We start from the raw sequence: 14867 nt of genomic DNA on the forward strand, positions 1-14867 counted from the left end.
ACAAATGGATGATGAATTCGATGAAACATGTGACATAAGTTCAGATGTTGAACAAGATACAACTGCGACCGAAGAAGATATGACTGACACTGAAATTGTCGAGGATGATGAGGATATTCATTGGACGGACGATGGTGTCAATTATACAGTATGTCAGGATGCCTGCGATGAAAAAGACGTTGAATTTTTGGACGAAAACACATCGGAAGAAGTTTCAACGGAAATAACAGAAGAAACAGAAGAGTCAATCGAGGAAGATGTTGTTTGGGACGATGAACTCCGACAACTTAGCGATGACGATTTTGGTGCTGTCAATGAAAAGGTGTTCGACTATGATGATCCAGACTATATAAAAGAAGGTACGCTGAAAGTGAATTATGGGCCTGACACGACAGGCGAAAAAGAAGCTATCAATGTTCCGCAAGGAACGCGCTTCGATCAATATACACATTCAGATACCGGAGGCCGTTATTTTGCAGAGGAGGGAGCAGACTATGACTCGTTGAATTTGCCGGATGTAGAAGATAAGCGAACCCTGTCTACATACGAAGTGGTCGAAGATGGACTGGAAGTGGATCAGAGCGGTATTGCATATCAGCCGTGGCAGGACAAGACAGGCGATAATGGCAGCTTTCAGTATAATTTCCCTAAAATGGATGAATACGGGAAGCGCTTATACGGTGAGGATGGAAAGCCGCTCTATATGAGCACAGAGGAATTGCTTGAAAGCGGAAAAATAAGAAAAGTGGAAAAGTAAAAAGTTGTCGGCTTGTTTTTCTCGTGCAAAACGATCGGTTCCGGTTTCTTGCAAGGTTTTTCTGAAGGTGTCTGTTTTTGAGCTGGTCTTAATAATCATTGCATTTGTGAAAATGATGCAGAGCTGATTTCAGCAGATGAAAGTAAAGGAGTATTGATATGCCTATTTTTAAAAATCCGAATGAAGCAGCTTATCTTGGCGGAAAAAAACACTTTACCGATGTAATTAAAAATTCCGGGCATGCTAATGCGATTATTTGGCGTCAGCCGGAGGAAGATTTTAATACAAATTCAACCTTGGTCGTTATGCCTGGCGAACAAGCTATTTTCATCAAAGGCGGCGTAATTGAGCAGATTTTTGAAAATGGTACTTATAAGCTTTCTACGGAAAACTATCCGTTTATCGGACGTCTCCGCAATATGCTTTCGGGCGGTGTTTCGGCTTTTAACTGTGTAGTATATTTTGTAAAAACATCCCACAGCATGGAGCTGCTTTGGGGAACCTCGTCACCGATTCAGGTGCGTGATAAAATGCTTGGCGTGGCTACAAAGCTGCGCGCAAGAGGTTCGTATAAGATTCAGATCTCGAACCCGGGTATATTTTTGACAAAGCTGGTTGGCAACGGATATAATTATATTAACCAGCAGGAAGTGATCGACGATTTCTTCGCAAGTGAATTTCAGGGAAAGATTCGGTCAAACTTGACGCGCTATCTTAACGAAACAACGACAGAGTTATATGGCATTGAGGAACATATCGAAGAAATTGCAGAACAAATCGAGCCTTCCATATCGACGACATTTGAAGAATATGGTCTGCGGCTGATCAAATTTTCTATTGCGTCTTTAGACGTTCTGGATGATGCGTTGCGCAGACGTTATGATGAAATCGGCATGGACGGAATCGCAAAAATGCGAAACGCACAAGCGGACAAAGCTGTCCAGCAGATTCTTGGTGACGAATGGGCAAGGCAGCAAACAGCAGATGCTCTCAAAACATTGGCAGCAAATCCGGGAGCAGGCGGAGTGGCAGCTGCTGGTGCAGGCATGGGGGTAGGCATGGCGGCTGGAGGGGTTTTCGCCAGTATGGCACAGCAGATGTTTGCTCCCGTACAGCAGTCACCGGTACAGAGCGCAGCACCGCAGCCGCAGCCTTCGGGTCGCTTTGTGCAAAGCGAGATGCAAAGCAAAGAGGACCCCATCGAAACTTTGAAGAAGCTGAAAACAATGTTGGAAGCAGGGCTGATTCCTCAGGAAGTTTATGACACGAAAATGAAAGAAATTTTAAGCCGAATGTAACATGGAGGAATGATTATGAAAAAGGTAAAAACCTTAAAGATCTTGATCAATTTGGCGATTTTACTGCTAATCAATGTTATTTATTTCGGCGTTTGGGGACTGGATCATTCTGCCTCTGCATGGATTTCGTATGTGTTTATTCATTTCTCGTTTCTGGTCGTACTGGTTGCTCCGTTTCTGGCAGAAAAGGGGACGCAGTATGTCATGTCAAGAAACTCTATTTATACGATCACTAGTACATACTTTGCGGTAGAGTTTGTAATCGGCACGATATTTATTGTCTGGAGCCCTGCGGGATACAAACTCCCCTTGTTTAGTCAGTTTGCAATAATGATTGGATTTGTAGTTGCACTGTTTATAAATGCAATTGCGGATACCTATACAGCACAAGCTGCGGAACGGCATCAGGATGAAATGGTGTATATCCGTGGCTGCTCGATGAAATTGAAAGAACTGTTATCGGAAGTCAAGGGCAAAAATAATTATCGCAAAATTCAGAAGCTGTACGACTTGATCAGCACCAGCCCCGCAAGATCCTGTGCTACAACAAAGAGCCTTGAAAATCAGGTCGTGCGTGAGCTGGAATGTCTGGAAAATGCAGTCCGTAGCGAAAATGATGTTTTGATTGACGCAAGTGTGAATAAGATCGAGCGTCTGGCAAACGAGAGAAATCGAATCCTGCAAGTGAAAAACTAACATTTTGAAATGAGACAGTTGCCAATATGCACCCTTGCTATGTTGAAGATGCAAAGGCAAGTCTTAAAAAATGAGCACAGAAAAAGCTGAGCATCTGCGCAAAGCAACCGCCCGGTGAATGCACAGTTCCACAAAGCAAAGAGGCACCCGATGTCAGAATCAGGTGCCTCTTTGCTTGTCTAAAGGGCGCTGTTTTACGGCAACCTCGTGTTTATTTATCTACTTGCAGGGAGAAAATTTGCAGAATGGATGATTTGCTCCAAGAATTGTGCTATACTGAACTTACAGTGCCCCCCGATTCGATGCACTTTACAGATGAAGATATCTCTCTTTGCAGGGGCATCAGGCAACGGGGGAAAGCATATACACTACTAAAAGTTCGCTTTTGGGAACGAGGTAATCAAGAATGGGAAAATATTTTGGAACCGATGGCTTCCGTGGGGAAGCAGGCATTGATCTGACCGCTGACCACGCTTACAAGGTTGGCCGCTTCTTGGGATGGTACTACAACGCCTTGCGCGAGCGCAACGGCAACAACGAGCCCGCCCGCATCGTCATTGGCAAGGATACCCGCCGCAGCTCCTATATGTTCGAGTACAGTCTGGTCGCAGGTCTGACTGCCTCCGGAGCAGATGCTTATCTGCTGCACGTCACCACCACTCCTTCCGTGGCGTACATCGCTCGCGTGGATGACTTTGATTGCGGTATTATGATCTCTGCCAGCCACAACCCGTATTATGACAACGGCATCAAGCTGATCGACTGCTACGGTGAGAAAATGCCCGAGGAGACTCTGCTGCTGGTGGAGGACTACATCGACGGCAAGCTCCATGTGTTCGATAAGGACTGGCCGGAGCTGCCCTTTGCACACCGGGAGCACATTGGCTGTACGGTGGACTATGTGTCCGGCCGCAACCGCTACATGGGCTATCTGATCTCGCTGGGCATCTACTCCTTCAAGGGTGTCAAGGTCGGTTTGGATTGTGCCAACGGCTCCAGTTGGAATATTGCTAAGTCTGTGTTCGATGCTCTCGGCGCAGATACCTACGTTATCAATAACAAGCCGAATGGTCTGAACATCAACAACAACGCCGGTTCTACTCATATCGAAGGTCTGCAGAAGTTTGTGGTGGAGAACGGTCTGGACGTTGGCTTTGCTTTTGACGGTGACGCTGACCGCTGCCTGTGCGTGGACGAGAAGGGCAACGTCATCACCGGTGACCACATCCTGTACATCTATGGCTGCTACATGAAGGAGCACGGCGAGCTGATGAACAACACGGTGGTCACCACGGTCATGTCCAACTTCGGTCTGTACAAGGCCTTTGACGAGCAGGGCATTGGCTACGCTAAGACCGCTGTGGGCGACAAGTACGTTTACGAATACATGGCTAAGAACAACTGCCGTATCGGCGGTGAGCAGAGCGGCCATATCATTTTCAGCAAGTACGCCAGCACCGGTGACGGCATCCTGACCAGTCTGAAGATGATGGAAGTCATGCTGGCAAAGAAGATGCCCATGAGCAAGCTGGCTGAGCCCCTGAAGATCTATCCGCAGGTGCTGGAAAACGTCCGCGTGACCGATAAAAAGGCCGCGCAGAACGACCCGGCGGTGCAGGAGGCCGTCAAGGCTGTGGCAGAAGCGCTGGGCGATACCGGCCGCATTCTGGTGCGCGAGTCCGGCACCGAGCCGCTTGTCCGCGTGATGGTGGAAGCCCCCGACCACGATACCTGCCAGAAGTACGTTTCTCAGGTGGTGGAGGTCATCAAGGCCAAGGGATACGCTATCTGAAACCGGGCGCTGCGGTAGATACACCGCTCTGTTGGGCACATAGCAGATGTTGCTTATGCATCAAAATACAGATTCGCTGCGTTTCCGGCAGCGCGATTCTGCATCTTTTTGTTGACAAAACCGCATTTTTTGCGTATGATAGAAGCAACACTGAAAATTGTGTCAAATTGGCTGTGAAGAGAAGAGTACGCACCGTCTGCGCCTGACAGAAAGCCCGAAGGATGGAACCGGGCAGGCCGCGCGGTGCCGAAGATGGTCTTGGAGCCGCGCAGGTGAACAATGAGCCTGCGACGGGGTGCGCCCGTTACCGCGCAAAGGCCGGTTTTTGCCGGCTAAAGGCTGCGCCTGCAAGGGCGCGGCGAAGCAAGGTGGTACCACGAAGGTTCAGCGCTCTCGTCCTTGTCCGGTTATACCCGGCAGGGCGGGAGCGCTTTTTGCTTGCAGGAACAGCTGCAGAACCAAAAGAAAGGAAGATAGAACCCCATGAGCGAACACAAGACATTTTATATCACCACCCCCATTTACTACCCCAGCGATAAGCTGCACATCGGCCACAGCTACACCACCGTGGCCTGCGATGCACTGGCTCGCTTCAAGCGGATGCAGGGCTACGACGTCATGTTCCTGACCGGCACCGATGAGCACGGCCAGAAGATCCAGGATAAGGCTGCTGATGCCGGCGTCACCCCCAAGGAGTATGTGGACAAGATCGTTGCCACCGTCAAGGATCTGTGGAAGCTGCTGGATGTCAGCTACGACCGCTTTATCCGCACCACCGATGACTACCACATGGAAAGCTGCCAGAAGATCTTCACCAAGCTGTACGAGCAGGGCGATATCTATAAGGGCGAGTACATCGGCCACTACTGCAAGCCCTGTGAGAGCTTCTGGACCGACAGCCAGCTGGTGGACGGCAAATGCCCGGACTGCGGCCGCGAGGTCTACGATGCCCACGAGGAAGCCTACTTCTTCAAGACTAGTAAGTACGCTGACCGCCTGCTGAAGCTCTACGAGGAGAACCCCCAGTTCATCCAGCCCGAGAGCCGCAAGAACGAGATGATCGCCTTCATCAAGCAGGGCCTGCAGGATACCTGCGTGTCCCGTACCTCGGTCAAGTGGGGCATCCCCGTGCCCTTCGACCCCAAGCACACCATGTACGTCTGGGTCGATGCTCTGAGCAACTATATCTCCGCACTGGGTTACGGCAACGAGACCTACCACGACTACGATAAGTTCTGGCCGGCCGATCTGCACATGGTGGGCAAGGAGATCCTGCGCTTCCACACCATCCTGTGGCCTGCCATGTTGATGGCACTGGATCTGCCCCTGCCCAAGCGGGTGTTCGGCCATGGCTGGCTGCTGATGAACGGCGGCAAGATGTCTAAGTCTGTGGGCAACGTGGTGGACCCCGTCATCCTGTGCGACCGCTACGGCGTGGACGCCATCCGCTACTTCCTGCTGCGCGAGATCCCCTTCGGCAACGACGGTATGTTCACCAACGAGGCACTGATCAACCGCATCAACAGCGACTTGGCCAACGACCTGGGCAATCTGCTCAGCCGTACCGTGGCCATGTGCGAAAAGTATTTCGGCGGCACTGTGCATAATGTGGCCGGTACCGAGGCCATCGACACCGAGCTGGAGACCATGGTCAGCGAGCTGACCGCCAAGGTCACCGCCGACATGGACGACCTGACCATCCCGCAGGCACTGATGGAGATCTTTGCGGTCATCCAGCGCGCCAACAAGTATATCGACGAGACCGCACCTTGGGCACTGGCAAAGGACGAGGCCAACAAGCAGCGTCTGGAAAGCGTGCTGTACCACCTGTGCGAGGCACTGCGCGTGTGCGGCATTCTGCTGAACGCCTACCTGCCCACCACCGCCCCCAAGATGATGGAGCAGCTGGGTTTGGACGCTTCCGCACTGGATCTGACCAAGACCACCTACGGCGCACAGCAGACCTACACCGTGCACAAGGGAGAAGCCCTGTTCCCCCGCATTGACGTGGCCAAGGAGATCGCCCACCTGAAGGAAGAGGACGAGAAGCGCAAGGCTGCTGCCGCTGTTGCCAACAAGGCCAAGGAGGAAGCCGAGAAGAAGGCTGCCGCCCCCGCTGAGGAAAGCACCGTGGACTTTACCCATGAGGAAGAGATCGACTTTGACACCTTCTGCAAGGTGGAGCTGCGCGTGGCCGAGGTGCGCGCCTGCGAGAACCTGAAGGAGAGCAAGAAGCTGCTGCACCTCACCGTTTTTGACGGCGAGCGGGAGCGCTGCATCCTGTCCGGCATTGCCAAGTGGTTTAAGCCGGAGGATCTCATCGGCAAAAAGCTGGGCATCGTGTGCAATCTGGCACCCCGTCCCATGCTCAAGGGCAAGTACGTCAGCGAGGGCATGATCTTCGCTGCCGATACCGCTGACGGCGGCTGCTCCATTGCTTTCTACGGCGATGATGTCCCCGTGGGCAGCCGGATCCACTAAGTGAGGAGTATTATGTCTGACAATACAGCCGTCCGTTCGGCAAAGCTGGATAAGATCTTTGCTACGCCGGTGTGCGCCGTGCTGCTGGCTATTTTCTGCAATGTCTTGTGGGGCTCGGCTTTTCCGTTCATCAAGCTGGGCTACCGTCTGTTCTCCATCGACTCCGGCAACACCGCCTCCATCTTCTGCTTTGCAGGGGTGCGGTTCATGCTGGGCAGCGTACTGGTGCTGCTGGGCAGCATCCTGCTGCAGGGAAAAGCACCCCGCCTGCCCCGGGGCAGGGTGGCAGCTGAGTGCTGCGCGCTGGGTCTGTGGCAGACCACAGCACAGTATGCGTTTTACTACATCGCTGTGGCTATGCTCACCGGCGCGTTTGGCAGCATCCTGAACAGCACCCAGAGCTTTCTGGGGGTCATCTTTGCACACTTTATCTACGGCAATGCAGACCGCATGACCCCGGCAAAAACGCTGGGCTGTGCGGTGGGTTTTGCGGGCGTGCTCATCGGCACCCTTGGCAACCACGGTAGCGGCAGCGGCTGGGGCGTGTTCTGCATGATGGCGGCGACCGTCATCTTCACCCTGTCCGGCCCGTGGAATAAGTCGGTCACCAAAAAAGCTGACAGCTTTGCTGTCTGCTTTCTGAACCTGTTTGTGGGCGGGCTGGCGCTGTTTGTGCTGGGCACCGTTATGGGGGGCTGTCTCCATGTGCAAAGTGCGCTGGCAGCGGTGGTCATGCTGTATCTGGCCTTCATTTGCGGCGCAGGCTATATCCTGTGGGCACTGCTGATGAAAAACAACCCGGTCAGCCGCATTTCCATCTTTTGCTTTGTCAACCCGGTGGCCAACGTGCTGCTCAGCGCCGTGCTCAACGGCGAGCCGCTGTTCCGCTGGCAGTATCTGGCGGCGCTGGTGTTCGTGTGCGTGGGCATCTGGCTGGTGAATAAAGCCCCCGCCCAAAAGGAGAAGGTATGACCGGACCGATTTTTGACACCCACGCCCATTACAGTGCCCGCGCCTTTGACGCCGACCGCATTGCACTGCTGGACAGCCTGCCCGGCAAGGGCGTGGTAGGCGTGTGCGAGCAGGCTACCCACTCCGGGGATGCGCCCCGGGTGCTGGAGCTGGCGCACCGCTACCCGTGGGTAGTAGCAGCCGTTGGCATCCACCCGGAAAGCCTGCTGCCCGCCGCCGACTGCGGCGAGGACGGCCCCGCGCCCACGGTGTCGGTGTACGGCGGCGACTGGGCCGCTGAGATGCAGGCCCTGATGCCCTACTACGATGACCCCAAGGTGGTAGCGGTAGGGGAGTGCGGGCTGGACTACCACTGGCCTGTGCCCAAGGACGCCCAGCTGGCACTGTTTGAAGCCGAGATCCGGCTGGCGCTGGAACTGGACAAGCCCATCATCGTGCACGACCGGCAGGCGCACGCAGACGTCTACGCACTGCTCAAAAAGTACCGTCCCAAGGGCATTGTGCACTGCTATTCCGGCAGCGCCGAGGATGCCGTGCAGCTGGCAGCACAGGGGCTGTACATTGGCTTTGGCGGTGCCTGCACCTTCAACGGTGCCAAGCGCGCAGCCAAGGCCATCGACGCCCTGCCGCTGGACGCCATCGTGCTGGAGACCGACTGCCCCTATATGGCACCGGAGCCGGTGCGCGGCACCCGCTGTGACAGCTCCCTTATCCGCTATGTGGGCGCGTACATCGCCCAGCGCAAAGCGCTTGCCCCGGAAGAGGTGTTTTGCGCCACCGCCGCAAACGCCCGCAGGGTGTTCGGGCTGTAACCGTTTTTCCGCAGGTCGCGGGGCAAAGCGCTCCGCTTCTGAATAAAAAGCTGATTTATTGAAAACGATAAGAATAAGGAGATCACTATTATGAAGGCACGTATTCCCAAACACCGCGAGTTCATCATCAACTTCCCCGACAGCATCGACCAGAACAAGGCCAACGAGGGCTGGGCAAAGCTGCAGCAGATCGTGGAGGACTACAAGAAGGCACACAACGGCGCTTCTGTTTACGCTCCCACCTTCATCGAGGACTGCGAGCCCGAGGTCAAGAAGCTGCAGGAAGAGTACGGCTTTGAGTACACCGTGGAGTTCGTTCAGTAAGTTCAGCATCGACTGATAGAAAAAGGGTCATTGCACAAACCGTGCAATGACCCTTTTCGCGTAGCATGGCAGCTGGTGTGGTTTCTTGGACTTGTAAATCCTTTAAAATGAGGAGGAAAGGGTGAACAACAGGATGAATGTGCAAGCTTATTTAAACAATGTGAGTTTCCCTAAGAACGTGGAAGAACTTGACCATTATGCCGACCAGTTTGACACTGAAGTCTTAATGTGTTCAGAGTGGGTGGAGTGGACAGTGCCTAAGTGGACGGTTCCCGGTGATATTGTACTGTTTTTTCATGCAAAAACGGCCATTCAGAATATCCGCCGTTTGGAGACCGCATTGAAAAAAGAAAAAGAACATCTATCGCAAAGAGAATATGAGAGACTTTGGAATGCGTTGCAGCGGGCACGCTTACTTTACCAAAAGTACGGCGGAAAAATATTGGCGATTGGAAAAGTTGCAGAGCAACCGTTTTACGATGCGCATCCCGGTATGAGCGAGGAAGAGGAACTGCAACTGAATGTGAACTTCATAACAAGCCGCAGGATCTTTGCGAAAATAGATGAAATATGTTTGCTGCCGTGCCCAGTAGATATTTCTGAGTTTTCAGATTTTATTTTCGTTTCACGCCAAAGTGCTATCACGCCTGTGGTGGGAAGTGACTTTGAGCGTCTGAAAGCATTACTTGCAATCGGAAATAAATTGCCGCCATATCTGCTGGAGAGCAGAGCGATCCCGCTGCCGCTGCAAAAGATCAACCCAGAAAATTGGCTTGAAGTCACACAGACATATCGCCGATTGTTTACGTTGGAAATTCAGTTCCGACGGTTTTATGTGGACTATTTTCTGCGCGTGCTGGGAGATCAGAAAAAGTTCTTTTCAGAATGTGCGTGTCATAGGGATGATAAACGTACCGGGTTTGCCGATAATGCAGTCAAACTGGGTGGAAAATGGTGCTTTGTGGAGATAAAGCTCAATGTTCAGGCCGAACAGCATCTGCACGGCCAGCTGAAAAAATACTGTCATGCAGAGTGGGCAGACCTGCGGGAGGAACGCGTTCTGCGGCAGGAACGGATATGGCAGAATACGATGTTGGTAATGGATACTACAAGTCTGTATTGCTACGATGCGGCAACAGATCAGCTGAATCTGCTGGTACAGCTTGATGCCATCCGAACAGAGGAGGATATTCGTATTCTGCGGGAAGAGCTTATTCCGCGCCTACAGTAAAAGAAAAACATAAAAAGGGTCATTGCACGGTTTGTGCAATGACCCTTTTTGCGTAAGTTCATTCCATAAAATGGCATCCCGGAGCGTCCGCAGACGCTCCGGGATGTCGAAATTATAAAATCACTATTCCGCTGAAAAAGTCCAGAGCATACGCGGAGGGCAGCTTGAATCATCCTCCTGCCTTGCTGCCTTACACCTCGTAGTCCAGACAGACGCGGTTTTTGTAGTAGGGACGCACCTTGCTGTTTGCCACTGCCACATGTGCCGGGTGGGTGGAGTAGCCCTTGAGCGCCTCGGCGCTCTCAAAGGTGGTGTCCAGCATCAGGTCAGCGTTGGAGGAGGGGAGAGCATCAATGTTGACGTGGATATCCACAAGCCCCGGAATTTTGCCGGAAAGGCTTTCCAACCCCTCTTTGATGCCGGCCTTGACGGCGGATTTTTCCTCGGCGGACAACTCGTCCTTCAGCTGCCAGAGAATAACGTGCTTGACCATAACAAAAAACCTCCTGCGTTTTTTCTCATTGTAACAGGGCGAGAAAGAATCCGCAAGAGGAAACAGGAAAGTCTTACGTGGGCGCGAACAGCAGCACCACCAGAAGCACGGCGCAGAGTACCGAAACTACGATGCCCTCCAACCGGGTTAGCCGGATGTACTCCTCCGTAGGTTCGGGCACCTGCGTATACCGCCCACGGGAACGCAAGGCAATGGCATCCTCCGGCTGCAGCGCCATAAAAATGCCGAACCCGATGCCGAAAAGCGCGACTAAAATTGCGCCGATGACTTCCATAAAAAAACCTCACTTTTTGTTTTTGTCGTCCCTGCTCAGGGTATAGCACAGATGTGAGATCAGCAGAGCAACACTGAACACGAGCGCTGCCACCATCAAAATAGAGTGCAGCGGCTCTACCTTGGGAAGAAAAATATTGACTAACAGGAACGCGCCGCCGATGGTCGATGCTATGCCGAATAATTTGCGAAAGTGCTTCTTTTCGTCCTCACTGCTCCAGCCGGTGCCGGTGCTATTGTAAAGATCCCGGATGCCGCGGTATAAAAATAGCACGCCCAGTGCTGCGTTCAGCCAGTCTGAAGTGGAAAGGTTCAGGTTCATAGCTACCTCCCGGCGGTTCAGTCCGCGCTGTGCTCCCAGATCTCGTACAAAATCAGGTAGATCACATCAACGATGACTGTAATGGTGCGTACCCCGTTGCTCAGGGTAGGGAAGTTGCCCAGAAACTGCGAAGAAGCAAGAACCATTGCGTTGAAGATCTCCCACACGCCGTTTTTCTTCTGCCACATGGCGCGGTATTCCGGGTCGCGGTCATATTGGTTGAAAAAGGTGTAGATCAGCGGGTCTTTGCCTTGCAGGTCGCGGATGCCCATCCACAGCGCCACAAGGCAGAACAAAAGCTCAAGGATGTTGTACCAGCCAAACGCCAGCTGCATAAGATGCACCTCCCATCTTTTACCATATTATAACATAAGGGGGCAAAAACACAAGGACGGCATTCAACCTTCCTGCGTAAATTCTGCATAAATTGCGCATCAACTATTTGTTGAAACAACATAAAATAAAACCAGCCGGACGAGGCGGTTGCAAGCCCTCGTCCGGCTGGATACTTACTTCTTCGGAGTCATAAGCCTCTTCTCCTTGGTGACCTCATTTTCGGAATACGGGTTTCATAGGGTGACTCTCCTTAGAAACGTTTCTTCAGAATTTAGGTACTTTGCAAGGGGATGAAAATCAACTGTACATTGGACTGACCCTTTTCTCAACTGTTGGACTGCGGCAAACGGTTCATGAGGATGAATTTCATATTACCACATTCTTTCGAGTTAGATTTGCAAGGGAAACGTCTTACCTAGTACATTGGTAGAACTCCTTTTCAGCTATTCAAATAAGGTTCTCCGGATCGTTGATACTTTCATAAGAATCATCTCCAGCGGATCTATCTGAACGCTCTGGGGAAGAATTGAATCGACAGGTTGTCGTGTTATCGCATTATTGATGCTCAAGACCGGCTCTGTTTTTGTGTTTTTATACGGGGGAAACATCCCGTTTGTGGTGAGCCTCTGTTTTGCTTCTCAGCGAACCCCGACAGCCTGTCCCTGCTGTGCGGGTTCCATATCAACCATCGGTCTTCGCTCCTTTCTTCTTAAAGTCAGCGGGAGTAACTCTCTTTTGAGCTTCTGCTGTACTTCTCTGGTTTCTGGCTTAATTATACAGGAAGATGCACGTTTTGTCTATTGGCAGACCGTACAAAGAAAAGGATCTGTTTTTGTGCAATGTTGAAACCTGCGGCGGTGCGAAAAAATTGCCCAGAAGTTCCGGGTCGTTTGTGAAGGATTTTCCACAAAAGGGGAGAAAGTGCCCGCAAGGTATTATGCGCCGGTTCTATTTGTGCTAAAATAGCGCCAATGAATGGTAGTCGCCGCCGCCCCGCGAGATGAAAGTTTCGCGGGGCGGCTTTTTTGCGGCGAAAATTTGCATAAAAAAGAAACGGAGAATCAATCAAAATGCCTAAAACATTACCGGAACGCATCTTCTTTACCATTGTCATGGCCGCTATCATGGTCTATGGTATGATCGTCTACAATGTGGCGCTGAACACAAACAGCGTGACCAATGCTACTTTTGTTATGGCTCTGCACGAAATGCCGATCATGGTGCCGGTGGCCTTTGTGCTGGAATTTTTTGTGGTGGAAAAGCTGGCCACAAAGCTGGCATTCCTGTTTATGCGCCCCACAGACCGCCCGCAGTTCGTCACCTACGCCATCTCGCTGATGATCGTGTGCATCATGTGCCCGGTGATGAGCCTGGTCGCAACGCTGCTGTTCAAAGAGCCGAGCTTTGGGATGTGGGTGCACACCTGGGGTTGCAATATGCCCATGGCGCTGTGCTGGCAGATGCTGTACTGCGGCCCGCTTGCCCGTGCCATCTTCCGGCTGGTGTTCCGCCGCGGGGAAAAGCAGGGCGCATAAGACGGTTTGTCTGCGATTCTATAATAAATATGTATAAGGAATATACATAAGATGCCACCAAAACATACCGGGGAAGATACCTATACGTTTTTTATATACCTGATATATAAAAGCTATACGGTACGGCTATTTTTGCGGAAATATTTCCCAAAACCGGCAGAATACGTCTGCAAAGCACTGGAAAGATCCAAGAAAATTGTACAGATTATATGCTTTTTTAACTTGAAATTGTGCACCCTGTACAACAGTTTTGTTTTACCGGTGCAATGCTACCGGGTAAAATGTAGAATGTGCACAAATACCCTTGCCAATTTTGTGCAATCGTACTATTATACACAACGAAAAAAGACGAAACCGACAAAGAAAGGGGAGGGCGCAGACAGCATTCAGGCAGCGCCTTCCTTGCTTTTTTCACGGTAAATGGTCTTTTCTTCGCGCGATAAGAAGGTGTGAAGGGGCGCGGAGCAAAGGTGCGCGGCAGATCCTCGGCCGGGGATGCGCCGCACGCCCGGCTCCCGCCCGCAGACCCCTATCCCTGCAGGAAGGAGGAAAAGCAAATGAACAAATTGACGCAGGCTCTGATGGAAGAGCTTACCGTGGAGTATGTCAAGGTCGGCTCGCTGCAGATCCCGGAATCGGTGGTCATCAGCTGGGTGATCATGCTGCTGCTGGTGGTGGGCTCCATCCTGCTTACCCGCAACCTGAAGGTGGATCACATCAGCAAGCGTCAGGCAGCACTGGAAGCGCTGTACTCCCTTGGCAAAAACTTCTTTGAAGGGTTGCTGGGCAAGGAGGGCAGCCGCTATGTGCCCTACCTGATGACCGTGGCGCTGTACATTGCCTGCTCCAACGTGATCGGTGTGTTCGGCGTAAAGCCCCCCACAAAGGATCTGGATGTGACCGCTGCACTGGCGCTGATGAGCATCGTGCTTATCGAGTATGCGGGCGTTCGCGCCCGGGGCGGCGCGGGCTTTCTTAAGAGCCTTGCAGCCCCTACCCCCATCATGACCCCCATGAACATCCTCGAGATCGCCATTCGCCCCACCAGTCTGTGTATGCGACTGTTCGGCAACGTGCTGGGCGCGTTCGTTATCATGGAACTGCTCAAGCTGGTGGTGCCGGTGTTCGTCCCGGCGGTGTTCAGCCTGTATTTTGACCTGTTCGATGGTCTGATCCAGACCTATGTTTTCGTGTTCCTGACCGCACTGTTTATGAAAGAGAGCATCGGCGGCGAGGAATAAACAACACATTTAAAACTGTAATTACAAAGGAGATAGAACTATGAGTGGTTTGGTAGCTCTGGGCGCTGGCATTGCAGCGCTGACCGGCATTGGCGGCGGTATTGGCATTGGTATTGCAACGGGTAAGGCAACGGAGGCCATCTCCCGCCAGCCGGAGGCTTCCGGCAAGATCCAGACGAACCTGCTGCTGGGCGCTGCTCTGGCAGAAGGTACCGCAATTTTCGGCTTCGTCGTTGCACTGCTGATCATCCTGTTCCTGGGCCAGTAACGGAGGCGTGGACGA

Annotated in this window: 16 protein-coding genes; 12 read left to right on the forward strand and 4 right to left on the reverse strand. The window is 52.2% G+C overall.

Translation table 11 applies throughout. The annotated features are described in order from the left end of the window. Nucleotides 1–4 precede the first annotated feature (4 nt). The 9 genes from MTP39_RS05985 to MTP39_RS06025 all read left to right on the forward strand — a co-directional run bounded on the left by MTP39_RS05985 (nt 5) and on the right by MTP39_RS06025 (nt 10363). Nucleotides 5–757 (forward strand): glycohydrolase toxin TNT-related protein, encoded by a 753-nt coding sequence (locus MTP39_RS05985; protein WP_249241848.1) that lies wholly within the window; start codon nt 5–7, stop codon nt 755–757. Nucleotides 758–915: 158 nt separating this feature from the next. Continuing rightward, on the forward strand, nt 916–2055 hold the full coding sequence (locus MTP39_RS05990; RefSeq protein ID WP_249241849.1) for an SPFH domain-containing protein: 1140 nt from the start codon (nt 916–918) through the stop codon (nt 2053–2055). Nucleotides 2056–2070: 15 nt separating this feature from the next. Beyond that, nucleotides 2071–2751, forward strand: coding sequence for a hypothetical protein (locus MTP39_RS05995; protein WP_249241850.1), 681 nt, complete (start codon nt 2071–2073; stop codon nt 2749–2751). A 406-nt stretch (nt 2752–3157) separates the two neighbouring features. Then, nucleotides 3158–4543 carry a phosphoglucosamine mutase gene (glmM, locus tag MTP39_RS06000; protein WP_249241851.1) on the forward strand — a complete coding sequence of 462 codons (1386 nt, stop codon included), beginning with the start codon at nt 3158–3160 and terminating at the stop codon, nt 4541–4543. A 483-nt stretch (nt 4544–5026) separates the two neighbouring features. Beyond that, nucleotides 5027–7024 (forward strand): methionine--tRNA ligase, encoded by a 1998-nt coding sequence (gene metG, locus MTP39_RS06005; protein WP_249241852.1) that lies wholly within the window; start codon nt 5027–5029, stop codon nt 7022–7024. Between the two features lie 12 nt (nt 7025–7036). Next, the gene (locus MTP39_RS06010) at nt 7037–7996 is read left to right on the forward strand and encodes a DMT family transporter (RefSeq protein ID WP_249241853.1); all 960 of its coding nucleotides are present in this window, start codon (nt 7037–7039) and stop codon (nt 7994–7996) included. Continuing rightward, nucleotides 7993–8808: a TatD family hydrolase gene (locus tag MTP39_RS06015; protein ID WP_249241854.1), complete on the forward strand. Its 816-nt coding sequence runs from the start codon at nt 7993–7995 to the stop codon at nt 8806–8808. The genes MTP39_RS06010 and MTP39_RS06015 overlap by 4 nt, the downstream gene beginning before the upstream one ends. A 90-nt stretch (nt 8809–8898) precedes the next feature. Then, a complete protein-coding gene (locus tag MTP39_RS06020; RefSeq protein ID WP_005922262.1) occupies nt 8899–9132 on the forward strand; it encodes a hypothetical protein in 234 nt (77 codons plus the stop codon). A 121-nt stretch (nt 9133–9253) separates the two neighbouring features. Next, nucleotides 9254–10363, forward strand: coding sequence for a hypothetical protein (locus MTP39_RS06025; protein WP_249241855.1), 1110 nt, complete (start codon nt 9254–9256; stop codon nt 10361–10363). A 190-nt stretch (nt 10364–10553) separates the two neighbouring features. On the opposite strand, the gene MTP39_RS06030 is transcribed toward MTP39_RS06025, so the two are convergent. The 4 genes from MTP39_RS06030 to MTP39_RS06045 all read right to left on the reverse strand — a co-directional run bounded on the left by MTP39_RS06030 (nt 10554) and on the right by MTP39_RS06045 (nt 11807). Further along, complete coding sequence (locus MTP39_RS06030) at nt 10554–10856, reverse strand: Dabb family protein (RefSeq protein ID WP_117554078.1); 303 nt, start codon at nt 10854–10856, stop codon at nt 10554–10556. A gap of 73 nt (nt 10857–10929) precedes the next feature. After that, nucleotides 10930–11151: a hypothetical protein gene (locus MTP39_RS06035; protein WP_249241856.1), complete on the reverse strand. Its 222-nt coding sequence runs from the start codon at nt 11149–11151 to the stop codon at nt 10930–10932. Between the two features lie 9 nt (nt 11152–11160). Next, the gene (locus tag MTP39_RS06040; RefSeq protein ID WP_249241857.1) at nt 11161–11472 is read right to left on the reverse strand and encodes a hypothetical protein; all 312 of its coding nucleotides are present in this window, start codon (nt 11470–11472) and stop codon (nt 11161–11163) included. Between the two features lie 17 nt (nt 11473–11489). Beyond that, the gene (locus MTP39_RS06045; RefSeq protein ID WP_249241858.1) at nt 11490–11807 is read right to left on the reverse strand and encodes a hypothetical protein; all 318 of its coding nucleotides are present in this window, start codon (nt 11805–11807) and stop codon (nt 11490–11492) included. A gap of 1071 nt (nt 11808–12878) precedes the next feature. On the opposite strand from MTP39_RS06045, the gene MTP39_RS06050 reads away from it, so the two are divergent. The 3 genes from MTP39_RS06050 to atpE all read left to right on the forward strand — a co-directional run bounded on the left by MTP39_RS06050 (nt 12879) and on the right by atpE (nt 14852). After that, complete coding sequence (locus MTP39_RS06050) at nt 12879–13343, forward strand: DUF2798 domain-containing protein (RefSeq protein WP_249241859.1); 465 nt, start codon at nt 12879–12881, stop codon at nt 13341–13343. Between the two features lie 557 nt (nt 13344–13900). Then, nucleotides 13901–14584 carry a F0F1 ATP synthase subunit A gene (locus MTP39_RS06055; RefSeq protein WP_015538221.1) on the forward strand — a complete coding sequence of 228 codons (684 nt, stop codon included), beginning with the start codon at nt 13901–13903 and terminating at the stop codon, nt 14582–14584. A 40-nt stretch (nt 14585–14624) separates the two neighbouring features. Then, complete coding sequence (gene atpE, locus MTP39_RS06060; protein WP_005922245.1) at nt 14625–14852, forward strand: ATP synthase F0 subunit C; 228 nt, start codon at nt 14625–14627, stop codon at nt 14850–14852. Nucleotides 14853–14867: the final 15 nt, after the last annotated feature.

It is taken from the genome of Faecalibacterium sp. I3-3-33, assembly GCF_023347295.1.
Lineage (GTDB): Bacteria > Bacillota > Clostridia > Oscillospirales > Ruminococcaceae > Faecalibacterium.